We start from the raw sequence: 23,388 nt of genomic DNA on the forward strand, positions 1-23,388 counted from the left end.
GCGCCTGGGGAAAGCCCCAAGCCTTGGCGGGCCCTTGCGGGGAAGATAGCTGATATTCTCCCCCATTCGAGCCGACCGCGCCGCCTGGCCCGAACAGGGGCGCGCCATGCCCCGGCTCAAACCTATCTCCCCTAGGCAAAAAACACTATATCCAGGAGTCAGCGATGTACAACACGCGCACTTTCGCTGCCGTCGTGGCCGCCATCAGCGGTACCGCGGCCATGCTGGCCGCGCCCCAGGCGCATGCAGCGTATCCCGAGAAGCCCATCCGGGTGATCGTGCCCTTCGCACCGGGCGGGGCCACCGACATCATCGCGCGGCTGGTCACCCAGCGCATGGCCCAGGAGCTCGGCCAGCCCATGGTGGTCGAGAACAAGGGCGGCGCCGGCGGCGCCATCGGCGCGGCCGAGGCTGCGCGCGCCGCGCCCGACGGCTACACCTTGTCGATCGCCACGGTCTCGACCATGGCGGTGAACGCGGCCTGCCGCCCCAACGACCTGCCCTACGATCCGATCAAGGATTTTGCGCCCATCACCAACTTCGCCAACACCGCCAACGTGGTGTCGGTCAATCCGAAGTTCCCGGCCAACGACTTCAAGTCCTTCGTCGAAGAGCTCAAGAAGAACCCCGGCAAGTACTCCTACGGCAGCTCGGGCACCTGCAGCGTGCTGCACCTGATGGGCGAATCGTTCAAGCTGGCCACCGGCACCGATATCGTGCACGTGCCCTACAAGGGCGCGGGTCCGGCGGTGGCCGACACCGTGGGCGGCCAGATCGAGATCATGTTCGACAACCTGCCCTCGTCCAACCCGCAGATCCAGGCCGGCCGCCTCAAGGCCATGGCCATCGCCTGGCCGCGCCAGCTGCCCACCCTCAAGGGCGTGCCCACCTTCGAAGAGGCCGGCTATCCGGTCGTGAACCAGCCGGTCTGGTATGGCCTGCTGGCCCCGGCCAACACGCCCGCCGACATCATCAACAAGCTGCGCGACGCGGCCGTGGTGGCGCTCAAGGATCCCAAGGTGATCCAGGTGCTGCAAGAGCAGGGCTCCGAGCCCTCGGGCAACACGCCCGAAGAGTTCGCCAAGGAAATCCAGGAGCAGTTCGAGTGGGCCAAGGACGTGGTGGCCAAGCAGAACATCAAGCTGGAGTAATGGGCCCACCCCCGAGGCGCTGCGCGCTCCCCCCTCAAGGGGGCGACGCCGGCGGACCGGCAAAGCCGGCTCCGCGGCGCCCCCGGTCGGACCGGGGCGGCAGCGGAGGGCGTTTTTGCGAACGTTCCGGCTTCCCTGGGTACAAGGCAGGCGGCAGTGATGCCGCCTGTTTTCTTTTTGCCTTGGGGCGGTATGATCGGCGGGCCATGAGCAGCAAATCCCGCCACGTTTCCGAAACGCCCGCCACGCAGCTGTTGCGCAAGCTCGGGGTGGCGTTCACCGAGCACGTCTACGACTATGTCGAGCACGGCGGCAGCGCCGAGGCGGCGCGCCAGCTCGGGCTCGACCCGCACACGGTGGTCAAGACCCTCGTCATGGAGGACGAGGCGGCCCGGCCGCTGGTGGTGCTGATGCACGGCGACCGCGAAGTGTCCACCAAGAACCTGGCGCGCCAGGCGGGCATCAAGAAGGCCGCGCCCTGCCTGCCCGAGGTGGCGCAGCGCCATTCGGGCTACCTGGTCGGCGGCACCTCGCCTTTTGCCACGCGCAAGCGCATGCCGGTATGGGTGCAGGCCAGCGTGCTGGCGCTGCCGGGCATCTACATCAACGGCGGGCGGCGCGGCTACCTGATCGGCATCGACCCGCAGGTGCTGGTCAGGGTGCTGCAGGCCCGGCCCGTCGAGGCCGCGCTTTGATCCGGATCAGGCCCGCGGCGGCAAGGCCGGCCGTATCCTGAGGTAATCGGCTACCACCAGCACGGCGCGCGCAAGCGGCACAATCGTTGCCAAGACGCTGGCAACAGCCGCGCAGGCGCGCGCCATCCCGGCGCCCGCACCCTTCATGGAGACTCGCATGGCCAAGAAGCTTTTGATGCTCGTCGGCGACTACGCCGAGGACTACGAAACCATGGTGCCCTACCAGACCCTGCTGGCGGTCGGCCACACGGTGCATGCCGTGTGCCCGGACAAGAAAGCGGGCGAGCAGGTGGCCACCGCCATCCACGACTTCGACGGCGCGCAGACCTACAGCGAAAAACGCGGCCACAACTTCACCCTGAATGCCGACTTCGACACCATCGATCCGGCCCAGTACGACGGCCTGGTCATCCCCGGCGGACGCGCGCCCGAGTACCTGCGCATGAACCCGCGCGTGATCGAGATCGTCAAGCACTTCGACCAGGCCGGCAAGCCCATCGCGGCGGTCTGCCACGGCGCGCAGCTGCTGGCCGCGGCCGACGTGCTGCGCGGGCGCACCTGCTCGGCCTACCCGGCCTGCGCGGCCGAGGTCAAGCTGGCCGGCGGCAACTATGCCGACATCGCCATCGACGCGGCCCATACCGACGGCAACCTGGTCACCGCGCCGGCCTGGCCCGCGCATCCGGCCTGGCTGTCGCAGTTCCTTGCCGTGCTGGGAACAAAAATCGTACATTGACGGGCAATGGCGCGGGCGCGGGCGGGCCTTGCCGTCCGTGCCTGCCGCTATGCAGCCTGGCCTGGCGCGCACCGCGCCGCGGGACATGCCCCGCGGCGCGGTGCGCGCCAGTGCCGGGTCCGCTTCGGGAGCCCCGTCATATGTGTGAAATCTTCATCCGCGCCAATGCGCGCTCCTATGCCAGCGAGTCGCGCTCGCTGCGCCTGCACGGCGTGGCCACCAGCGTGCGGCTGGAAACCCTGTTCTGGCGCGTGCTCGAAGACATCGCCCAGCGCGACGGCATGCGCGTCAACCAGCTGATCGAGCGCCTTTACGACGAACTGGTCGCCTATCGTGGCCAGGCCGCCAATTTTTCTTCGTTCCTGCGGGTGTGCTGCCTGCGCTACCAGATGCTGCGCGCCGAGGGCCGCATCCCGGCCGACCCGCACGTGCCGGTGCGTACACTGGATGCCGAACGTGTTTTCGAGGGCCTGCCCGCGGACCTGTTCGACACGCGGGCGCTGCACGAGCAGGTTTGAGGAAAAGGGCGCGGCGGCCGGGGCGCCATGCGCGAACTGGCCTCGCCGACAGGAATCGAACCTGTAATCTCCCCTTAGGAGGGGGAAGTTATATCCATTTAACTACGGCGAGCCGAGGGGCAACGCGGTCGAATCATAGCATTTGTCCCGTTCGCGGCCGGGCCGGGGCGCCGGGCAATGCATATCCTGGCGGCAGGGCCTTTCCTTTCTTGCGTCGCTTATTTCTATATGATGCAACACGGACCTGCCGCATAGAAAGAATGGCAGGCCGCCTGGGCTCCATGCAGGAGCGGCCCTTTCCTGGACGATCATGTCGACGCAATCCGATGCCTTTCCCGCCCGTACCGTCATCCTCGGGACGATGGTGGTGTTGTTTGCCATGGGGGTGCGCGCCACCTTCGGCTTGTTCATGCAGCCCATGGGGCTCTCGCACGGCTGGGGCCGCGAAGTCTTTTCCATGGCCTTTGCCATCCAGAACCTGGTGTGGGGCCTGGCTTCCATCGGCATGGGCATGCTGGCCGACCGCTACGGTTCGGGCCGCACCATCGCGCTGGGCGCGCTGCTATACGCGGCGGGGCTGATCGGCACGCGCTTGGCCTCGTCCGAACTCGAACTCATGCTCACGGCCGGGGTGCTGGTCGGGCTGGGCCAGGCCGGCACCACGTTCCCGGTCATCCTGCCCGTGATCGCGCGCGCCGTGCCGCCTGCCTCGCGCAGCACCGCCATGGGCATCGCCAGCGCCGGCGGCTCCCTGGGCCAGTTTCTCATCGTGCCCACCGGCCAGCATCTGATCGAGGGATTCGACTGGAGCGGGGCGCTGTGGGCCTTGTCCATGATCGTGGCCATCGCCGTCCCCATGGCCTGGTGGCTGCGTGGACGCCCCAAGGCCAGCGCCGGCATCGAACAGTCGCTGGCCTCGGCCGTGCGCCAGGCGGTGCGGCATCCGTCCTTCCATTTCCTGTTCTGGAGCTACTTCGTCTGTGGCTTCCACACCGCCTTCATCACCCTGCACCTGCCTGCCTACGTCACCGATGGCGGCCTGAACGCCAGCCACGGCGCGGTGGCCATCGCGCTGATCGGCCTGTTCAACGTGTTCGGCTCGTTCGGGGCGGGCAAGCTGGGCGGCATCTACAGCAAGAAGATGCTGCTGGCCTGGGTCTACGGGCTGCGCGCCGTGGGCATCCTCTGGCTCATGCTGATGCCGCTCACGCCCTGGGTGCTCTACGGCTTCGCGGCATGGATGGGCGTGTTCTGGCTGGGCACCGTGCCGCTGACCCAGGGTCTGATCGGGCAGATCTACGGCCTGCGCTACGCGGCCACGCTGTCGGGCATCGTGTTCCTGGGCCACCAGGTGGGCAGCTTCGTGGGCGTCTACCTGGGCGGACGCGCCTACGCCCTGACCGGCAGCTACGACCTCGTCTGGTGGCTGGGCGTGGCGCTGGCCCTGGTTGCGGCGGTACTATGTCTGCCAGTGAAGGAGCAACCCCTGGCCCAGCCCGCCAGGGCCTGAACCCGGACCTCAGCCATGGACGCCTTTCGCCAGCCCCCCAGCGCCCCGCGCAGGACATGCCCCCATGCTGCGCCTGGCGGCACTGCGCCCGGCGGCAAGAGGGCCCTGCGCATCGCGGCCTGGGCGGCCCTGGCCGCCGTGCTGGCCCTGGGTTTCTGGGGCTATACCCAACCCGGCATGAAGCTCAACTGGGAAACGCTGGCGGCCTTGTGCGGCTTCGGGCTATGAGCGTTCCCGGCGGGGGGATTGCAGCCGGGCGACAAGTGCCATTCAAGCGGGCCCCTGCGGGCCCTGCTAGAATGTGACCTGGCGGGCCCCTTCGCATGGTTCGGCGGCGAACCTGGTCAGGTCGGGAACGAAGCAGCCATAGTCGTGCAGAAGCAGTGCCGGAGTAAGGCTCGCCTCCCTATCCCCTTCTCTTTCTTGCCGCGTCGCGCCTTCCTGGCGCCGTGCCGTGCGGCCAGCGCCCCCCTGCTGCGGCGCTACAGCGTCGCCACCCGCTTTCGCTCGATCAGCTCGAAGTCGATCCTGGCGCCCAGGCCGGGTTCGGTCGGGGCATGGACATAGCCTTCGGCGTCGGGCTCGATATCCTGGACCAGGCCGTACTTCTGCGCGCCCCCCGGAAGCAGCACCTCGAAGAACTCGGTGTTCTTGAGCGCCATGGCGACGTGCAGCTGCGCCACGTTGTTCAGGGAGTTCCCGCCGTGGTGGATTTCATAGTTCATGCGGTGGGCTTCGGCCAGATGGGCCGCCTTGAGCATGTTGGTGATGCCGCCCTTGAGCGGCACGTCGCCGCGCAGGAAATCCGTGGCGTGCTGCTGGATCCAGGGCACATAGGCGTCCAGCACGGCGGCCGGCGCCTCGGTGGCCATGATGGGGATGTGCAACTGCTGCTTGAGCTTGACGTAATTGTAGATATCCGAGTCCTGCAGCGGATCCTCGTACCAGTAGTAGTCCAGCGCCTCGATGGCGCGTCCGACGCGTACCGCTTCGGGATACTGGTAGGCCCAGGCGGCGTCGAGCATCAGCAGATAATCGTCGCCGACCGCCGCGCGCACCGCCTGGCAAACGCGGATGTCCTCCTGCCAGGGATGGGGGGGATGGATCTTGTAGGCGGCCCAGTTCAGCGACCGATAATGACACGCTTCTTCGGCATATTCCTGCGCCGAGTCCAGGATCATCGAGCTGGCATACGCCTTGATCTTGGTCCGGTAGCCGCCGATCAGGCGATGGATGGGCAGTCCGGCCACCTTGCCGGCGATATCCCATAGCGCCACGTCGCACGCCCCGATGGTGCGCACCGTGGTCGTGCGCGAGCGGCGCCACATGGCGTGGAACAGGCGTTCCCTTTCCAATGGGTCCTGCCCCATCAGGATCGGCTTCAGGTACTTGATCAGATTGGGCGCATCCAGGTCGGCCGGATAATAGGCCGATCCCAGGAAGGCATGCCCGGTAACGCCTTCATCGGTCTGGATGGATAAAAGCCCCAGCTTGCTGGAGCCGGAGAACTTTCCCGTATGCGCCGCGTAGCTGGTGGGCGGGATGTCGTCCCAGGAGAAAAGGGTCAGGCTGACGTTATCGATCTTCACGGAAACTCCAAGGAAGGCGGCTGCCGGCCGCCTGGTTCAACACAGCAATTCGATCAGGAAGGGCCCCTGGCTGCGCAGGGCCCGCCCCAATGCGTCCGCCAGGTCTTGCATGGTGTCCACGCGCCGGGCGGGCACGCCCATGCCCTGGGCCAGGCTGACCCAGTCGAGCGATGGCTCCGTCAGCTTGAACAGGGCCTCCGATGCCGGGCCGGGCGTGGCCCCCACCGCGTGCAGTTCTGCCTGCAGGATGCGATAGGCCCGGTTCGAAAACACGATGGTCACCACCTTGAGCGACTCGCGCGCTTGCGTCCACAAGGCTTGCAAGGAATACATCCCCGCCCCGTCTGCCTGCAGGCAGACGACCGGCCGGTCTGGGCAGGCGATGGCCGCGCCCGTGGCCGTCGGCATGCCGCCGCCGATCGCGCCGCCGGTGTTCTGCAGCCAGTCATGCGGCGCGGCGCCGAACGTGGGGCCGAACAGGCCGCGGCCCGAGGTGACGGCATCCTCCATCACGATGCTCCCGGCGGGCAGCAGGCCGGCCAGCACCTGGCCAAAGGCGGCCGGTGTGAACGGACCATGGGGCAGGCCGGGTCCGGGGGCGGGCGGCGGCCCGAGCGGGCGGACCGGCGCGGCCAGGGCGTCGGCCAGTGCGATGAGCGCTGTTTCGGCATCTTCGCCGGTGCCGGCCAGCGACAGCACGTGCGTGCCCGGGGCCCACAGCTCGCTGGGCTTGTCCGGGTAGGCGAAGAACGCGGCGGGCGCCGGCGCCCCCGCAAGAATCAAGGTGCGCATCGGCGCCAGCTCGGCCACCGCCTGGTCGACGGCGTAGGGCAGGCGGTCGATGGGCGGGCGTCCCTGGCCCCGAGGCATGCGCGCCACGAAAGTGGTGGTGCGCAAGGCGGCGCCCGTGGCGCCCGCCAGGCGCCAGGCGGCCGACAGGCCGGCTTGGCTTAACGCGCTGGTGCCCAGCAGGATCATGGCCGGCTGGCCCTGGCGCAATGCGCGCGCGGCCTCGTCGATGCGGGGGCTTTCCACCTGCGGCCGGTCCGGGACCGGCAACGCCGGGCGAGGCCCCGCGGACGGACTCCAGGCCGTGTCGGCGGGCAGGATCAGCGTGGCGACGCCGCCTGGGGCGCCGCATGCCGCCTGCACGGCCAAGGCGGCGTCGTCGGCCACCTCGCGCGCATGGCGCGACAGCCGCACCCAGCGCGACACAGGATGCGCCAGGGCCGCCACGTCGCAGGTCAAGGGGGTGTCATGGCCCACGTGATAGGTGGCGTGGTCGCCAACGATATTGACGACCGGCGTATAGGCGCGCTTGGCGTTGTGCAGGTTCGCCAATCCGTTGGCCAGCCCCGGCCCGCAATGCAGCAGCGTTGCGGCCGGATGTCCCGTCATGCGGCCGTAGCCATCCGCGCAGCCGGTCACGACCGTCTCGGCCAGCCCCAGCACGCAGCGCATGCCCGGCACACGATCCAGCGCCGAGACGAAGTGCATCTCCGACGTGCCGGGGTTGGCGAAGCAGGCGGTCACCTTGGCCCCGACCAGGGTTCTTGCCAAGGCCTCGGCGCCGTTCATCGGGGGTCCGTTCACTGTGCGGCCTCCGTATGCAGGCGCATCCCGCTCGTCACGCCGGGCCGCGCGGCCATGCGCGCGGCCCAGGTGGTCAATGCGGGATAGGCGGCGGGCTCCAGCAGATGCCGGCGCAGCGCATAGTTCGGGTACAGAATGAAGTCGGCATAGCTGATGGCGCCGGCCAGGTAGTCGCGGCCGGCCAGATGCGCCTCCACGATGCCGAAATAGCGCAGGAAGCGCTTGCGGAAAAGATCGATGTGGGCCTGCACCTTCTCGGGCGATACGACCTCGACCTGATTCATCGCGGCGCTGGTGCCGCCTATGTCCGTGCCCGCCTGCCATGCCCACTGCATCGCCAGGGCCTGGCTTTGCGCATCGTCCGGAATGAAGCGTCCGGCCTTGCGGCAGGCGTACAGCACGATGGCGCCAGACTGCGCGAGAAGCAGGGGGCGCGCGCCGGGGCCGTCGGGATCGACCATGGCGGGAATCTGGCCGGCGGGGTTGATGCGCAGGTATTCCGGCGCCTTGTGCGCGCCTGCCCCCACGTCTATGGGAATGACCCTGTGCGGCAGTCCGCATTCGGCCAGGGCGATGGTGGCGCGCAAGCCGTTGGTGGTGCGCCAGGCGTACAGGTCTATCATCGAAATCATCTCCTTGCATTGCGCCCCGGGGGGCCAGGCCACGCGGGGATGCCCGCGCTTCATTCCACTTTCACGTTGGCCCGCTTGATGAGCGCCGCCCATTCCTGGGCCTCTCCATCCAGCCATTGCTGGTATTGGGCCGCCGACTGGTAGACGGGCTCGACCATCATCTTGCGCAGCGTCTCCTGGGTGTCGGGCTCGCGCATGAAGTCCTGGATGGCCTGGTTCAGTTTCTGGACGGTTTCCGGCGGCGTGCCGGCAGGCGCGAACAGGCCTTGGGAAATCATCGCGGCAAAGCCCGGCACGCCGGCCTCGCTGATGGTGGGAACGTCCGAGGCATAAGGGGAACGTTCGGGCGTGGCGATCGCCAGCGCGCGCAGCTTGCCCGCTTTCAGCAGCTCCAGCACGGAGGGCAAGCCCGTGAACACCATGTCCAGGTGGCCGCCCACGGTATCGGAAATGGCAGGGCCGCTTCCTTTGTAGGGCACGTGCACCAGCTTTATCTTGGCCTGTTCCATCAGTTTTTCAGCCGCAAGGTGCGTGATGCCGCCCGTGCCTGAAGAGCCGATGGTCAAACTGCCGGGAGACTTGCGGGCGGCATCGAGCAGGTCCTGGAAAGTCTTGAAAGGGGAGCCGGCCGGCACGACCAGCACGTTGCCGAAAGTCGCCAGATTGGCCACCGGGACCAGGTCCTTGCGCGAATAGGACAAGGAAGGATAAAGGGACGGGATGATGGTGTAGACCGCCGAATCGGAAACAAGCAGCATTTTGCTTTCGGGCGTGGACCGGACAACGGCTTCGGTGCCGATGATGCCGCCCGCGCCTGCGCGGTTCTCGACGATGACCGTTTCGTTCAAGGCCTTGCCCAGCCCGGGCGAGACCAGCCGCCCGAAAAGATCGGAGCCTCCGCCCGGGTTGTAGGGCACGATCAGCCGGACAGGCCCTGCCTGGGCGAAGACGGCGGCGGACGCGACAGAAAGGCCCAGCGCGAGGCAGCTCGCGCGCAACAGTGCTTTGAACATGGTTTGTCTCCTGGTTTTTTGAATGGGTACTGCGTGCAGGACCGGCGGGACTGCTGCTGTTGGCCGCCTAGGACTGTTTTTCGGCTAAATTACATCATTGTAAAGTTGTAAGGCAACTAGTCGGTGCGCCGGCGGCGGGCCGCAGGGCGCCGCTATACTGGTCACCCCACGGCCTCGCCCTGGGCAGGGCGGTACGTTGTCCTGATTTCCGGAACGTCTATGTCCAGAGTTCAATCAAACGCCCGGGCGCGGGGCGCCTTGCGCGAGCCCGCCGCCGAAGACCTGCGCGCACAGCGCCCGCCAAGGCTGGCAGACCAGCTCTACGACCGCCTGCTGCAGCAGATCACCTATGGCAAATATCCCGAGGAAAGCCGGCTGCCGTCGGAGTTCGAGCTGTGCGCGGCTTTTGGCGTTTCCCGGCCGGTGGTGCGCGAGGCCCTGTTTCGCCTGCAGGCCGACGGCGTGATCGTCTCGCAGCGCGGGGCCGGCTCGTACGTGCGCAGGCGACCCAGTCCGGAGCTGATCCGGCTCGCGCCGATCGGCGGCCTGGCCGAGCTGGTGCGCTGCATGGAGCTGCGCGGCGCCCTGGAAGGCGAGGCCGCCTACATGGCCGCCATGCGCCGCGGCGACGAAGACATCCAGGCCATTGCAGCGGCGCTCCAGGACATGCGGCTCGCTTTCGAGGCGCGCCAGGTGGGCAACGAGGCCGATTACCGTTTTCACCAGGCGATTGCGGCGGCTTGCGGCAACGACCTTTTCGTCACCATGCTGCAATCGCTTTCCCAGCAGATCTTCGATTACATGCGCGTGATGCGCAGCCTTGCCCTGGCCAGCGCCGCCAGCCGGGGCCAGCAGGTGCAACGCGAGCACGAGCGCATCTTCCAGGCCATCCGGGACCAGCGGCCCGAGCAGGCGCGGGAGGCGATGCGCGAGCACATCTACAACTCCAGGATGCGCACCCTGGATGCGAGCTTCTCGCCGGGCGCAAACCGGGGGCCTGGCGGGACCGCGGCCGCCTAGGCATTGCAAAGGCTCTACAATCGCCCGCATGAGCTACCTGGTATTGGCCCGCAAATGGCGCCCGCGTTCCTTCGACACCCTGGTCGGGCAGGATCACGTGGTGCGCGCCCTGACCCATGCGCTGAGCACCCAGCGGCTGCATCACGCCTGGCTGTTCACGGGCACGCGCGGCGTGGGCAAGACCACGCTCTCGCGCATCCTGGCCAAGTCCCTTAATTGCGAGACCGGCATCACGCCCACCCCTTGCGGCACCTGCCGGGCCTGCACCGAGATCGACGCGGGGCGCTTCGTCGACTATCTGGAGCTGGACGCGGCCTCGAACCGCGGCGTGGACGAAATGACCCAGCTGCTGGAGCAGGCGGTGTATTCGCCGGGGGCGGGGCGCTTCAAGGTCTACATGATCGACGAAGTGCACATGCTGACCGGGCATGCCTTCAACGCCATGCTCAAGACGCTGGAAGAGCCGCCGCCGCACGTCAAGTTCATCCTGGCGACCACCGATCCGCAAAAGATCCCGGTGACGGTGCTCTCGCGCTGCCTGCAGTTCAACCTCAAGCAGATGCCGGGCGAGGCCATCGTCGGCCACCTGCAGCATGTGCTGGACCAGGAGTCCATCGCCTACGAGGTGCCGGCCCTGCGGCTGATCGGCCAGGCGGCGGCCGGCTCGATGCGCGATGCGCTCTCGCTCACCGACCAGGCCATCGCCTATAGCGCCGGCAACCTGACCGACGAAGCCGTGCGCGGCATGCTGGGCACCATCGACCAGCGCCACCTGGTGCGCCTGCTCGATGCCCTGGCCGCCAATGACGCGGCCGCCGTGCTGGCCGTGGCCGACGAACTGAGCACGCGCGGCCTGTCCTATTCCGGCGCGCTGGCCGACCTGGCGGTGCTGCTCTCGCGCGTGGCCATCGCCCAGCGCGTGCCGGGCGCGGCCTCGCCGGACGATCCGGTGGCCGCCGACATCGAGCGCCTGGCGCAGACCCTGCATCCGGACACCCTGCAATTGTTCTACTCCGTCGCGGTGCACAGCCGCGGCGAGCTGACGCTGGCCCCCGACGAATACGCCGGCTTCGTGATGGCTTGCCTGCGCATGCTTGCGCTGCTGGGCGATGCGCCGCCGGCGCCGGCTGGCGGGCCGGGCGGCGGCAAGGTTTCGGCTTCTCCGGACCGGCCAGGCACGCCGGCCCCCGCGGCCCCGGCCCCGGCCCCTGCGGCTGCCCCGGCTGCCGCTGCCCCGGCTGCCGTGGCTTCGGCGGCTCCAGCCGCGCCTGCGTCCGCCGCGCCCGAGCCGGCAGCCTCGGCGCAGGCGGCGGATCGCCCGCCTGCCGCGCCGCAGGCCCCGGCCGCTGCCGCCAGGACGCCGCAGGCTCCCGCCGCCGCGCCCGTTTCCGTGCCTGCATGGGAAGACGCGCCGCCGGCCGCGCCCCACGTTGCCGGGCGTCCGGCAACGGACCAGTCCGCCGCCCCCGAGCCGCCCGACGACATGGATTACGGCGATCCGGGCTACGACATGGCCTATGACGGCCCGCCGCTGGGCTTCGAGCAGGACGGCTACGAGCCCGTGCCGATGGCCGAGCCGCTGCGGCGCGAAGCCCTGCGCGCCGAGCCGCCGCCTTCGGCCGGCAAGACGGTGGTGGCCGTGCCGGCCGCCTCGGCGCTGGGCGCGACCCCCACCGAAGGCGACATCAAGCTCGAAGGCGAATGGCATCGCCTGGCCGCGCGCCTGCCGGTCACGGGCCTGGCGGCCGAACTGGCCCGCCAGAGCGAGTGGGCCGGTGCCACGGGCCGGCGCATCACGCTGCGCGTGGCGGCCCGCACCCTGGCCGACAGCCCGGGCCGCGAACGCCTGCGCCAGGCGCTGGCCGAGCATTTCGGCGGCCACGTCCTGCTGGACATCGAAGTCGGTTCCACCGGCGCGGGCACGGCCCACGCCGTGGCCCTGGCCGAACAGGCGGCGCGCCAGCAGGCCGCCGAGCAGGCCATCCAGGCCGATCCCTTCGTGCAGGCGCTGCTCGACGATTTCGGCGGACGCATCCTGCCCGGTTCCATCCGCCCCGTTTCGATTCCTCCCGCCGCCGCGGCCTGAGCCCCGCGCCGCCGGTCCGACCCTTCAAGCCTCAACGTACACGGAAGCTTCCATCATGATGAAAGGACAACTCGCCGGCCTGATGCGCCAGGCGCAGCAGATGCAGGAAAACATGAAGAAGGCCCAGGAAGCCCTGGCCGACATCATCGTCGAAGGCGCGGCCGGCGGCTCGCTGGTCAAGGTTTCCATGAGCTGCCGCCACGACGTCAAGCGCGTGACCATCGATCCCAGCCTGCTCGAGGAAGACAAGGACATGCTCGAGGACCTGGTCGCCGCGGCCTTCAACGACGCGCTGCGCAAGGCCGAGGCGGCCGCCCAGGAAAAGATGTCCTCGGTGACCGCCGGCATGCCGCTGCCCCCCGGCATGAAGCTGCCGTTCTGACGCACCGGCCTGGATGGACCGTCCCAGCCTGCCCGAGCCCGAGCCGCTGCTCGAGCTCATCGACGCCCTGCGCCGCCTGCCCGGGGTGGGCGCGCGCACGGCCCGGCGCATGGCCTATCACCTGATGCAGCACGACCAGGCCGGCGCCGGCATGCTGGCGCGCAGCCTGTCGGGCGCGGTGGAGCGGCTGCGCCACTGCGCCCGCTGCAATACCTTTACCGAGGACGAGGTCTGTCCGACCTGCCTCAATCCCCGGCGCGACGCCACGCAGCTGTGCATCGTCGAGACGCCGGCCGACCAGAACGTGATCGAGTCCAGCCACGGCTACCGCGGCCTGTACTACGTGCTGATGGGCCGGGTCGCGCCGCTGGAGGGCATCGGCCCGCGCGAGCTGGACTTCGAACGCCTGCTGGCGCGCGCCGCCGACGGCGTGGTGCAGGAGGTCATCCTGGCCACCAATTTCACCGCCGAGGGCGAGACCACCGCGCATTTCCTGGCCGAGGCGCTGCGCGCGCGCGGCCTGGCGGTCTCGCGCCTGGCGCGCGGCGTGCCGGCCGGCAGCGAACTCGAATACGTCGATGCAGGCACCATCGCCTGGGCGCTGATGGAGCGGCGCGCTACCTGAGCGCGGCGAGCCCTGCGGCGTCGGCATCGGGAATCCCCCGATTCCCGGCTTGTCGTAGCGCCGCGGGCCTGGGGTATCATCCAACGGCCCGCCGTCCCAGCCGCAGGATGGCCGGGCGAGAACGATAACCAGGAGACCGCCATGACCTTCAGCCGTCGTCGCATCTTGCAGGCCGCCGGCGCCGCCGCCGCCTTGGGCGCGCTGCCCTCGCTTTCCTTTGCCCAGAAGCCCGAATCGTCCAAGGTCCACATCGCCGTGGGCGGCAAGGCGCTGGTCTACTACCTGCCGCTGACCATCGCCGAGCAGCTGGGCTACTTCAAGGACGAAGGGCTGGACGTCACCATCTCGGACTTCGCCGGCGGCTCCAAGGCCCTGCAGGCCGTGGTGGGCGGCAGCGCCGACGTGGTCTCGGGCGCCTTCGAGCACACGCTGCACATGCAGTCCAAGGGCCAGGCCTACCGCGCCTTCGTGCTGCAGGGCCGCGCGCCCATGATCGGCTTTGGCGTCTCCAGGAAGAACATGGCCGACTACAAAGGGCCGGCCGACCTCAAGGGCAAGAAGATCGGCGTGACCGCGCCGGGTTCGTCCACCAACATGCTGGTCAATTTCTTCCTGGCCCAGAACGGCCTGAAGGCCTCGGACGTTGCCATCATCGGGGTGGGCGCGGGCGCCGGCGCCGTCACGGCGCTGCGCAGCGGCCAGATCGACGCCATCTCCAACACCGACCCGGTGATCTCCATGCTGGAAGAGGGCGGCGAGCTGCAGACCATCGCCGATACCCGCACCATGAAGGACACGCTGCAGATCTTCGGCGGCAACATGCCGGCCGGCTCGCTCTATGCGCCGCAGGCCTGGCTCAAGGCCAATCCGAACACCGCGCAGGCGCTGGCCAACGCCATCGTGCGCGCCGACAAGTGGATCCAGAAGGCCGGCGTGGACGAGGTGGCCAAGACCGTGCCGGCGTCCTACCTGCTGGGCGAGCCCGAGGTCTACAAGGCCGCGGTGCGCAAGAGCCTGGACGGCCTGTCGCCCGACGGCATGATCCCGCCGGACGGCGCGGCCACCGCGCTCAAGGCCCTGGCGGCCTACATCCCGGACTTCCCGGCCGACAAGATCGATCCCGACAAGGTCTGGACCAACGAGTTCGCCGAGCGCGCCAACCAGAAGTACCCCAATGGCTGAACCGGCGCTGTCGCTGCAAGGCATTACCTGCACCTTCGTCTCGCGCGAGGACCGCAGCCGGCGCTACACCGCCGTCCAGGACACCGCGCTGGACGTGGCCGAAGGCGAGTTCGTCTCGGTGGTCGGCCCCACCGGCTGCGGCAAGTCCACCTTGCTGAACGTGGGCGCCGGCCTGCTGGCGCCCTCGTCCGGGCAGGTCAAGGTCTTTGGCCAGCCCTTGCAGGGCATCAACCGGCGCGCCGGCTACATGTTCCAGGGCGAGGCGCTGCTGCCCTGGCGCAACGCGCTGGACAACGTCATCGCCGGCCTGGAATTCGCCGACGTGCCGCGGGCCGAGGCGCTGGCGCGCGGGCGCGAGTGGATGCGCCGCGTGGGCCTGGGCGGCTTCGAGGAACGCTATCCGCACCAGATGTCCGGCGGCATGCGCAAGCGCACCATGCTGGCGCAGACGCTGATCCGCGACCCGGACATCATCCTGATGGACGAGCCTTTCTCGGCGCTGGACATCCAGACGCGCCAGCTGATGGAAAACGAGGTGCTCGAGCTGTGGATGGCCAAGCGCAAGGCCGTGCTGTTCATCACGCACGACCTGGACGAGGCCATCGCCATGAGCGACCGCGTGGTGGTGCTCTCGGCCGGCCCGGGCACCCGTCCCATCGGCGAGTTCGCCATCGACCTGCCGCGTCCGCGCGACGTGGCAGAGGTGCGCATGCACCCCCGTTTCGTCGAGCTGCACGCGGCCATCTGGGCGGTGCTGCGCGACGAGGTCCTCAAGGGCTATGCCCAGCAAAAACGGGCCTGACGCCATGTGGAAGATCAAACCCGGTTCGTTTTCCCTGCGCGCCTGCCAGCTGCTGCTGCTCGTGATCATCCTGGGCGGCTGGCACCTGCTCTCGCGCGACCCCAAGATCGCCTTCTTCTTCGGCGAGCCGCTCAAGGTCTGGGACCGCGTCTGGAACTGGTTCGTCGTCAACGGCGACATCTACCGCCACCTGGGCGTGACCCTGACCGAGACCGTGCTGGCTTTCGTCATCGGCACCGTGGCCGGCCTGCTATTCGGGCTGTGGCTGGGCCTGTCGCGCACGGCCAGCGCCATCCTCGATCCCTACATCACCGCGGCCAACTCCATGCCGCGCGTGATCCTGGCGCCCATCTTCGGCATGTGGTTCGGCCTGGGCATCTGGTCCAAGGTGGCGCTGGCGGTCACGCTGGTGTTCTTCATCGTGTTCTTCAACGTCTACCAGGGCGTGCGCGAGGTCAGCCCCACGCTGCTGGACAACGCCCGCATGCTGGGCGCCGACCGCCGCCGCCTGCTGCGCTATGTGTACCTGCCTTCGGCCACCAGCTGGGTATTCTCCAGCCTGCACACCTCGGTGGGCCTGGCCTTCGTGGGGGCTGTGGTGGGCGAGTACCTGGGCTCGGCGCAGGGCGTGGGCTATCTCATCCTGCAGGCCGAAGGCACGTTCGACGTGAATACGGTGTTCGCCGGCATCCTGGTGCTGACCGCCTTCGCGCTGGTGCTCGACGGGCTGGTGGGCCTGATCGAGCGGCGCCTGATGCGCTGGCAGCCGCGCTCGGGGGAAACGGAAAAGCTCTAGCGGCGATTCGTATAAAGTAGCCTCCTTTGCCTACAACGACAAAGGAGTCCGCAGCATGGCCCGTATCCCCTATGCCGATCTGGAAGGCGCCCAAGCCAAGCCCCTGGTCGAGCGCATCGTCGCCGAGCGCGGCAGCGTCCTGCACCTGTACCAGATGCTGCTGCACAGCGCGCCGGTGGCCGAGGGATGGCTCAACTACCTGACCGCCATCCGCCAGAAGAACAGCCTGCCCGGCGACCTGCGCGAGCTGGTCATCATGCGCGTGGCCGCCATCAACGGCGCGCCCTACGAGGCCGACCAGCACGCCCCCATCGCGCTCAAGGAGGGCGTCTCCCAGGCCCAGCTCGATGCGCTGCCCCAATGGGAGCAATCGGACCTGTTCGATGCGCGCCAGCGCGCGGTGCTGGCCTATACCGACGCCATGACGCGCACCGTCCAGGTGCCGGACGCGGTGTTTGCCGCCGTGCAGGCCCATTTCGACCACCGCGAGCTGGTCGAGCTGACCGCCACGGTGGCCGCCTACAACATGGTGTCGCGCTTCCTGGAGGCCCTGCAGGTGCACAGCCACGACGAGCCGGGCAAGCACTGAGCCGGCTTTCGCCCGGCGCTGGGCCTTAGCCCCGCGCCGCCTCGATCAGGCCATCGAGCTTGACCGCGTCGGCGCAGAACACCCGGATGCCCTCGGCCAGCTTTTCGGTGGCCATGGCGTCCTCGTTCAGGCGGAAGCGGAAGCTGGCCTCGTCGGCCGGCATGTGCTGCGCCTCGCTCTGGCGGGCGGCTTCGGGCGTGAGCTGCGGCGGCACCTCGCCTTCGGCCTGCGACAGCTGCTGCAGCAGCTCGGGGCTGATGGTCAGCAGGTCGCAGCCGGCCAGCGCGCGGATCTGCCCGACGTTGCGAAAGCTTGCGCCCATGATCTCGGTGGGAATGCCGAACTTCTTGTAGTAGCGGTAGATGCCCGCCACCGACTGCACGCCCGGGTCGTTGGCGCCCGCCTGGGCGGCCTCGTCCCAGTCCTTGCCGGCCTGCTTCTTGTGCCAGTCGTAGATGCGCCCGACGAAGGGCGAGATCAGCTGCACGCGGGCATCGGCGCAGGCCACCGCCTGGCACAGCGAGAACAGCAGGGTCATGTTGCAGCGGATGCCCTCGGCCTGCAGGATGCGGGCGGCCTGGATGCCTTCCCACGTCGAGGCGATCTTGACCAGCACCCGCTCGCGGCCGATGCCGGCCTGCTCGTACAGGCTGATGATGCCGCGCGCCCGTTCGACGTTGCCGCGCGTGTCGAAGGACAGGCGGGCGTCCACCTCGGTGGAGACCCGGCCGGGCACCAGCTTCAGGATTTCCACGCCGAAGGCCACCAGCAGCCGGTCCAGCAGCTCGGCGGTGGGCGCGTCGGCGTGCTCGCGCACCACGCGCGCGAGCAGGGCGCCGCCGGCTTCCTGCTGGACGGCCTTCAGGATCAGGCTGGGGTTGGTGGTGGCGTCGGTGGGGCGGTGCAGGCGGATGGCTTCCAGGTCGCCGGTATCGGCCACCACGGTGGTCGTCTGGCGCAGGGAGTCGAGCTGGCTGGTCATCGTCGGAAAAACCCAAGGCTGGTTGGCGGAAAGCTTGAGTTTACCGGGCGGATCCCGCCGCCAGGGTATAATCAGAAAGTTTGATTACTGATTCTTGACACCGGGGTGTATCGTGCTTGCGTCACTTTTTCCCGAGGGTGCTGCCGCGTTCCCTCCTGCAATCCTAGCGCTGGCGGACGGCACGGTTTTCCGAGGCGTTTCCATCGGCGCGCCGGGCCATGTCGTGGCCGAGGTGGTCTTTAACACCTCCATGACGGGCTACCAGGAGATCCTGACCGATCCCAGCTACTACGGCCAGATCGTCACGCTGACCTATCCCCACATCGGCAATACGGGCGTCAATGACGAGGACATCGAGGCGCGCCGCGTGTTCGCCTCGGGCCTGGTGGTGCGCGACTGTCCGGCGCGCGTGTCCAATTTCCGGGCCACGCAGTCGCTGCCCGACTACCTGGCCGCCCAGGGCGTGGTGGCCATCTCCGGCATCGACACGCGCAAGCTTACCCGCATTCTGCGCGAAAAGGGCGCCCAGGGCGCCTGCATCATGGCCGGCACCGACGCCGACCGCGCCATCGAGCTGGCGCGCGGCTTTCCGGGCATGTCGGGCCAGGACCTGGCGCGCGAGGTCTCCATCACCGAAAGCACCGACTGGAAGCAGGGCACCTGGCAACTGGGCCAGGGCTTCGGCAAACCGGCCCAGGACCGCTTTCACGTGGTCGCTTACGACTACGGGGTCAAGAGCAACATCCTGCGCCTGTTGGCCGACCGCGGCTGCCGCATCACGCTGGTGCCGGCCCAGACGCCCGCCGAAGAAGTGCTCAAGCTGTCCCCGGACGGCGTGTTCCTGGCCAACGGCCCGGGCGACCCCGAGCCTTGCGACTACGCCGTGGCCGCCACACGCGTTTTCCTGGCGCGCAAGCTGCCGGTCTTCGGCATCTGCCTGGGCCACCAGCTGCTGGGCCTGGCCGTGGGCGGCAAGACGGTCAAGATGAAGACCGGCCACCACGGCGGCAACCACCCGGTGCAGGACGTGCAGACGCGCCGCGTCTTCATCACCAGCCAGAACCACGGCTTCGCGGTCGATGCGGCCAGCCTGCCGGCCAACACGCGCGTGACCCACGTGTCCCTGTTCGACGGCACGCTGCAGGGCTTCGAACTGACCGACCGCCCGGCCTTCTGCTTCCAGGGCCACCCCGAAGCCAGCCCCGGGCCGCACGACATCATCGTGCTGTTCGACAAGTTCATCAGCCTGATGTCAGGCCAAAAGTAAAAGCCCGATCAAATACCATGCCCAAGCGTACCGACATACAAAGCATCCTCATCATCGGCGCCGGCCCCATCATCATCGGGCAGGCCTGCGAGTTCGACTATTCCGGCGCCCAGGCCTGCAAGGCCCTGAAGGCCGAGGGATACCGCGTCATCCTGGTCAACAGCAACCCGGCGACCATCATGACCGACCCGGAGACGGCCGATGTCACCTATATCGAGCCCATCACCTGGCAGGCGGTCGAGAAGATCATCGAGCGCGAGAAGCCCGATGCCCTGCTGCCCACCATGGGCGGGCAGACGGCGCTGAACTGCGCGCTGGACCTGGCCCGCCACGGCGTGCTGGCTAAGCACGGCGTGGAGATGATCGGCGCCAACGAGCACGCCATCGAAAAGGCCGAGGACCGCCAGAAGTTCAAGCAGGCCATGACCGACATCGGCCTGGAGTCGGCCAAGTCGGGCGTGGCCCACAGCATGGACGAAGCCTGGGAAGTGCAGCGGCGCATCGCCGCGGAAACCGGCACCTCGGGCTTTCCGGCGGTCATCCGCCCCAGCTTCACCATGGGCGGCTCGGGCGGGGGCATCGCCTACAACGCCGAGGAATTCGAAACCATCTGCCGGCGCGGCCTGGAGGCCTCGCCCACCAGCGAGCTGCTGATCGAGGAATCGCTGCTGGGCTGGAAGGAATTCGAGATGGAAGTGGTCCGCGACAAGGCGGACAACTGCATCATCGTCTGCTCGATCGAGAACCTCGATCCGATGGGCGTGCACACGGGCGACTCCATCACCGTCGCGCCCGCGCAGACGCTGACGGACAAGGAATACCAGATCATGCGCAACGCCTCGATCGCGGTGCTGCGCGAGATCGGCGTCGATACCGGTGGCTCGAACGTGCAGTTCGCCGTCAACCCGGCCAACGGCCGCATGATCGTCATCGAGATGAACCCGCGCGTCTCGCGTTCGTCGGCGCTGGCCTCCAAGGCCACCGGCTTTCCCATCGCCAAGGTCGCCGCGCGCCTGGCCGTGGGCTATACGCTGGACGAGCTGCGCAACGAGATCACCGGCGGCGCCACGCCCGCGTCCTTCGAGCCCTCGATCGACTACGTGGTCACCAAGGTGCCGCGTTTCGCCTTCGAGAAATTCCCGGCCGCCGACTCGCGCCTGACCACGCAGATGAAGTCGGTGGGCGAGGTCATGGCCATCGGCCGCACCTTCCAGGAGTCCTTCCAGAAGGCCCTGCGCGGGCTGGAAGTGGGCGTGGACGGCCTGAACCAGAAGACCACCGACCGCGAGAAGCTGCAGGTCGAGCTGGGCGAGCCGGGCCCCGAGCGCATCTGGTACGTGGGCGATGCCTTCGCGCAGAACTTCACGCTGGACGAAGTGCATGCGCTGACCCGGATCGACCCGTGGTTCCTGGCCCAGATCAAGGAAATCGTCGACATCGAGCTGGCGCTCGAACAAAAGACGCTGGCCGACCTGGACTACGACACGCTCTGGCAGCTCAAGCGCCGCGGCTTCTCCGACCGCCGCCTGGCCTTCCTGCTGGACACGGCCGAGAGCGAGGTGCGCAAGCTGCGCCACCAGCTGAACGTGCGGCCGGTGTACAAGCGGGTGGACACCTGCGCGGCCGAGTTCGCCACCAACACCGCCTACATGTACTCCACCTATGAGGAGGAGTGCGAGGCGCAGCCGTCCGACCGCAAGAAGATCATCGTGCTGGGCGGCGGGCCCAACCGCATCGGCCAGGGCATCGAGTTCGACTACTGCTGCGTGCACGCGGCGCTGGCCCTGCGCGAGGACGGCTACGAGACCATCATGGTCAACTGCAACCCCGAGACCGTCTCGACCGACTACGACACCTCGGACCGCCTGTACTTCGAGCCGCTTACGCTGGAAGACGTGCTGGAGATCGTCCACAAGGAAAACCCGGTGGGCATGATCGTGCAGTACGGCGGCCAGACGCCGCTCAAGCTGGCGCGGGCGCTGGAAGCCAACGGCGTGCCCATCATCGGCACCAGCCCCGAGTCCATCGACATCGCCGAGGACCGCGAGCGCTTCCAGAAGCTGCTCAACAAGCTGGGCCTGCGCCAGCCCCCCAACCGCACCGCGCGCACCGAGGCCGAGGCCCTGTCGCACGCGGCCGAGATCGGCTATCCGCTGGTGGTGCGTCCCAGCTACGTGCTGGGCGGGCGCGCCATGGAGATCGTGCACGAGCAGCAGGACCTGGAGCGCTACATGCGCGAGGCCGTCAAGGTCAGCAACGACTCGCCCGTGCTGCTGGACCGCTTCCTGAACAACGCCACCGAAGTGGACGTGGACTGCCTGGCCGACGGCCAGACCGTGTTCATCGGCGGCGTGATGGAGCACATCGAGCAGGCCGGCGTGCACTCGGGCGACTCGGCCTGCAGCCTGCCGCCGTATTCGCTGTCCGACGAGGTCATCGCCGAGATCAAGCGCCAGACCAGCATGATGGCCCGGGCGCTGAACGTCACCGGCCTGATGAACGTGCAGTTCGCCATCCAGAACGACGAGGTGTTCGTGCTGGAAGTGAACCCGCGCGCCTCGCGCACCGTGCCCTACGTTTCCAAGGCCACCGGCCTGCAGCTGGCCAAGATCGCCGCGCGCGCCATGGCCGGCAAGAGCCTGGCCGAGCAGGGCGTCACCCAGGAGATCGTGCCGCCGTATTTCTCGGTCAAGGAGGCGGTGTTCCCCTTCGTGAAGTTCCCCGGCGTGGACACCATCCTGGGGCCCGAGATGAAGTCCACGGGCGAGGTCATGGGCGTGGGCGCCAGCTTCGGCGAGGCCTTCGTCAAGTCGCAGCTGGCCGCCGGCGTGCGCCTGCCGGAAAACGGCACGGCCTTCATCAGCGTCAAGAACCAGGACAAGCCGCGCGCCGTCGAGGTGGCCCGAGGGCTGCACGGCCTGGGCTTCAAGATCGTGGCCACGCGCGGCACCGCCGCCGAGATCGAGGCCGCCGGCATCCCGGTGCAGTCGGTCAACAAGGTCACCGAAGGACGTCCGCATATCGTCGACATGCTCAAAAATGGCGAGATCTCGCTGGTGATCAATACCGTCGAAGAACGCCGCAACGCCATTGCGGATTCGCGTACGATACGCACCCAGGCCCTGTCCGACCGCGTGACCTTCTTCACCACCATCGCGGGCGCGCGCGCTGCCGTCGAAGGCATGCAATACCTGCGCCAGGGCCTGGGCCTGCAGGTATACCCGCTGCAAGAACTGCACGGCTCGCTGGCACAGCAGCACTAGCACTGCCGATACCGGATGCGCGGCCGCGGCGGCCGCGCACGGCAGCAAGGAGCCGTCATGAAATGGTTCGTTCTGGCCTTGTTCGTCGTCACCGCCGCCGTGGTGCATTACCGCGGCCGGGTGCGGCATCCCTTCCTGCGCCAGGCCCTGGATCACTCCACCTTCACGGCCCCCATCAATTGCTTCATGTACGCGTTCTCGCGCGTGCCCAACCAGCCCTACATCCCGCTGGAGCACTTCCCGCAGCTGCAGCCCCTGATGGACCGCTGGGAGGACATCCGCGCCGAGGCGGTGCAGCTGTTCGGCGACGGGCACATCAAGCCCTCCAGCCGCTATGACGACGCCGGCTTCAATTCCTTCTTCAAGCGCGGCTGGGGCCGCTTCTACCTCAAGTGGTACGGGGCCGACCACCCCTCGGCGCGCGAGCTGTGCCCCGTCACCACGGCGCTGCTGGCCGATATCCCCGGCGTGAAGGCCGCCATGTTCGCGGCCCTGCCGCCGGGCAGCCGGCTGCCGCGGCACCGCGACCCGTACGCGGGCTCGCTGCGCTTTCACATGGGCCTGATCACGCCCAACAGCGCCGATTGCTACATCAGCGTGGACGGCCAGGAGTACTACTGGCGCGACGGGCAGGCGGTGGTCTTTGACGAGACCTTCATCCACTACGCCGAAAACCGTACCGGGCAGAACCGCATCATCCTGTTCGCCGACATCGAGCGGCCCATGAAGTACGGCTGGACGCAGGCAGTCAACCGGGCGCTGGGCAAGGTGCTGCTGCGCGCGGCCGCCTCGCCCAACCAGGAAGGCGACCGCACCGGCGGCATCAACCGCATCTTCGGCTCGGTGTATGCGGTGCGCCGTTTCGGCAAGGCCGTCAAGCGACGCAGCAAGCCGGCCTACTACGCGATGAAGTGGACGGCGGTGCTGGGCGTGCTGGCGCTGATTTTCCTGTAGCGG

The 23,388-nt window shown here is 68.3% G+C and carries 22 protein-coding genes, 1 tRNA gene and 1 other RNA gene; 18 read left to right on the top strand and 6 right to left on the bottom strand.

Going from position 1 to position 23,388, the window contains the following annotated elements; all coding sequences use genetic code 11:
* The first annotated feature begins 164 nt into the window (after nt 1-164).
* From V8Z80_RS15010 to V8Z80_RS15025, 4 genes are all read left to right on the top strand, one after another.
* Complete coding sequence (locus V8Z80_RS15010) at nt 165-1,151, top strand: tripartite tricarboxylate transporter substrate binding protein BugE (RefSeq protein ID WP_442951986.1); 987 nt, start codon at nt 165-167, stop codon at nt 1,149-1,151.
* Nucleotides 1,152-1,357: 206 nt separating this feature from the next.
* On the top strand, nt 1,358-1,846 hold the full coding sequence (locus V8Z80_RS15015) for an aminoacyl-tRNA deacylase (protein WP_336062553.1): 489 nt from the start codon (nt 1,358-1,360) through the stop codon (nt 1,844-1,846).
* A 157-nt stretch (nt 1,847-2,003) separates the two neighbouring features.
* Nucleotides 2,004-2,582 (top strand): DJ-1/PfpI family protein, encoded by a 579-nt coding sequence (locus V8Z80_RS15020; RefSeq protein WP_155194337.1) that lies wholly within the window; start codon nt 2,004-2,006, stop codon nt 2,580-2,582.
* 140 nt (nt 2,583-2,722) lie between these two features.
* Entirely contained in the window at nt 2,723-3,100 is a 378-nt protein-coding gene (locus V8Z80_RS15025) for a ribbon-helix-helix domain-containing protein (protein ID WP_155194336.1), read from the top strand.
* Between the two features lie 37 nt (nt 3,101-3,137).
* Here V8Z80_RS15025 and V8Z80_RS15030 read toward each other — a convergent pair.
* A tRNA-Arg gene (locus V8Z80_RS15030) sits at nt 3,138-3,212 on the bottom strand.
* Nucleotides 3,213-3,410: 198 nt separating this feature from the next.
* Here V8Z80_RS15030 and V8Z80_RS15035 point away from each other — a divergent pair.
* From V8Z80_RS15035 to ffs, 3 genes are all read left to right on the top strand, one after another.
* Nucleotides 3,411-4,610: an MFS transporter gene (locus tag V8Z80_RS15035; RefSeq protein ID WP_336062554.1), complete on the top strand. Its 1,200-nt coding sequence runs from the start codon at nt 3,411-3,413 to the stop codon at nt 4,608-4,610.
* A 15-nt stretch (nt 4,611-4,625) separates the two neighbouring features.
* Entirely contained in the window at nt 4,626-4,838 is a 213-nt protein-coding gene (locus V8Z80_RS15040) for a hypothetical protein (RefSeq protein ID WP_336062573.1), read from the top strand.
* Nucleotides 4,839-4,918: 80 nt separating this feature from the next.
* Nucleotides 4,919-5,016: signal recognition particle sRNA small type (ffs, locus tag V8Z80_RS15045), an RNA gene on the top strand.
* Nucleotides 5,017-5,092: 76 nt separating this feature from the next.
* Here ffs and V8Z80_RS15050 read toward each other — a convergent pair.
* The 4 genes from V8Z80_RS15050 to V8Z80_RS15065 are packed head-to-tail and all read right to left on the bottom strand — an operon-like array spanning nt 5,093 to nt 9,437.
* Entirely contained in the window at nt 5,093-6,199 is a 1,107-nt protein-coding gene (locus V8Z80_RS15050) for an enolase C-terminal domain-like protein (protein WP_336062555.1), read from the bottom strand.
* Nucleotides 6,200-6,235: 36 nt separating this feature from the next.
* The gene (locus V8Z80_RS15055; protein ID WP_336062572.1) at nt 6,236-7,777 is read right to left on the bottom strand and encodes an acetolactate synthase large subunit; all 1,542 of its coding nucleotides are present in this window, start codon (nt 7,775-7,777) and stop codon (nt 6,236-6,238) included.
* An 11-nt stretch (nt 7,778-7,788) separates the two neighbouring features.
* The gene (locus tag V8Z80_RS15060) at nt 7,789-8,415 is read right to left on the bottom strand and encodes a glutathione S-transferase family protein (protein WP_336062556.1); all 627 of its coding nucleotides are present in this window, start codon (nt 8,413-8,415) and stop codon (nt 7,789-7,791) included.
* 59 nt (nt 8,416-8,474) lie between these two features.
* Nucleotides 8,475-9,437 carry a Bug family tripartite tricarboxylate transporter substrate binding protein gene (locus V8Z80_RS15065; RefSeq protein WP_336062557.1) on the bottom strand — a complete coding sequence of 321 codons (963 nt, stop codon included), beginning with the start codon at nt 9,435-9,437 and terminating at the stop codon, nt 8,475-8,477.
* A gap of 219 nt (nt 9,438-9,656) precedes the next feature.
* On the opposite strand from V8Z80_RS15065, the gene V8Z80_RS15070 reads away from it, so the two are divergent.
* From V8Z80_RS15070 to V8Z80_RS15105, 8 genes are all read left to right on the top strand, one after another.
* Nucleotides 9,657-10,457 carry a FadR/GntR family transcriptional regulator gene (locus tag V8Z80_RS15070; protein WP_336062558.1) on the top strand — a complete coding sequence of 267 codons (801 nt, stop codon included), beginning with the start codon at nt 9,657-9,659 and terminating at the stop codon, nt 10,455-10,457.
* Between the two features lie 28 nt (nt 10,458-10,485).
* Complete coding sequence (locus V8Z80_RS15075; RefSeq protein WP_336062559.1) at nt 10,486-12,543, top strand: DNA polymerase III subunit gamma/tau; 2,058 nt, start codon at nt 10,486-10,488, stop codon at nt 12,541-12,543.
* Nucleotides 12,544-12,598: 55 nt separating this feature from the next.
* On the top strand, nt 12,599-12,925 hold the full coding sequence (locus V8Z80_RS15080; protein ID WP_155194328.1) for a YbaB/EbfC family nucleoid-associated protein: 327 nt from the start codon (nt 12,599-12,601) through the stop codon (nt 12,923-12,925).
* Nucleotides 12,926-12,938: 13 nt separating this feature from the next.
* On the top strand, nt 12,939-13,550 hold the full coding sequence (recR, locus tag V8Z80_RS15085; RefSeq protein WP_336062560.1) for a recombination mediator RecR: 612 nt from the start codon (nt 12,939-12,941) through the stop codon (nt 13,548-13,550).
* Between the two features lie 141 nt (nt 13,551-13,691).
* Nucleotides 13,692-14,732 carry an ABC transporter substrate-binding protein gene (locus tag V8Z80_RS15090; RefSeq protein WP_155194325.1) on the top strand — a complete coding sequence of 347 codons (1,041 nt, stop codon included), beginning with the start codon at nt 13,692-13,694 and terminating at the stop codon, nt 14,730-14,732.
* Entirely contained in the window at nt 14,725-15,534 is an 810-nt protein-coding gene (locus V8Z80_RS15095) for an ABC transporter ATP-binding protein (RefSeq protein ID WP_155194323.1), read from the top strand. Before V8Z80_RS15090 ends, V8Z80_RS15095 begins: the two co-directional genes overlap by 8 nt.
* A gap of 4 nt (nt 15,535-15,538) precedes the next feature.
* A complete protein-coding gene (locus tag V8Z80_RS15100) occupies nt 15,539-16,330 on the top strand; it encodes an ABC transporter permease (RefSeq protein ID WP_336062561.1) in 792 nt (263 codons plus the stop codon).
* Between the two features lie 55 nt (nt 16,331-16,385).
* The gene (locus V8Z80_RS15105; protein WP_155194319.1) at nt 16,386-16,919 is read left to right on the top strand and encodes a carboxymuconolactone decarboxylase family protein; all 534 of its coding nucleotides are present in this window, start codon (nt 16,386-16,388) and stop codon (nt 16,917-16,919) included.
* Nucleotides 16,920-16,944: 25 nt separating this feature from the next.
* On the opposite strand, the gene tal is transcribed toward V8Z80_RS15105, so the two are convergent.
* Nucleotides 16,945-17,901, bottom strand: coding sequence for a transaldolase (tal, locus tag V8Z80_RS15110; protein ID WP_336062562.1), 957 nt, complete (start codon nt 17,899-17,901; stop codon nt 16,945-16,947).
* Between the two features lie 112 nt (nt 17,902-18,013).
* Between tal and carA the strand changes: the two genes are divergently transcribed.
* From carA to lpxO, 3 genes are read left to right on the top strand one after another with little or no spacing between them, the layout of a single operon-like run.
* Nucleotides 18,014-19,168: a glutamine-hydrolyzing carbamoyl-phosphate synthase small subunit gene (carA, locus tag V8Z80_RS15115; RefSeq protein WP_336062563.1), complete on the top strand. Its 1,155-nt coding sequence runs from the start codon at nt 18,014-18,016 to the stop codon at nt 19,166-19,168.
* Nucleotides 19,169-19,185: 17 nt separating this feature from the next.
* On the top strand, nt 19,186-22,431 hold the full coding sequence (gene carB / locus V8Z80_RS15120; protein WP_155194316.1) for a carbamoyl-phosphate synthase large subunit: 3,246 nt from the start codon (nt 19,186-19,188) through the stop codon (nt 22,429-22,431).
* 57 nt (nt 22,432-22,488) lie between these two features.
* Nucleotides 22,489-23,385: a lipid A hydroxylase LpxO gene (gene lpxO / locus V8Z80_RS15125; protein ID WP_155194314.1), complete on the top strand. Its 897-nt coding sequence runs from the start codon at nt 22,489-22,491 to the stop codon at nt 23,383-23,385.
* Nucleotides 23,386-23,388: the final 3 nt, after the last annotated feature.

Source organism: Orrella sp. JC864 (assembly GCF_037026685.1).
Lineage (GTDB): Bacteria > Pseudomonadota > Gammaproteobacteria > Burkholderiales > Burkholderiaceae_B > Orrella.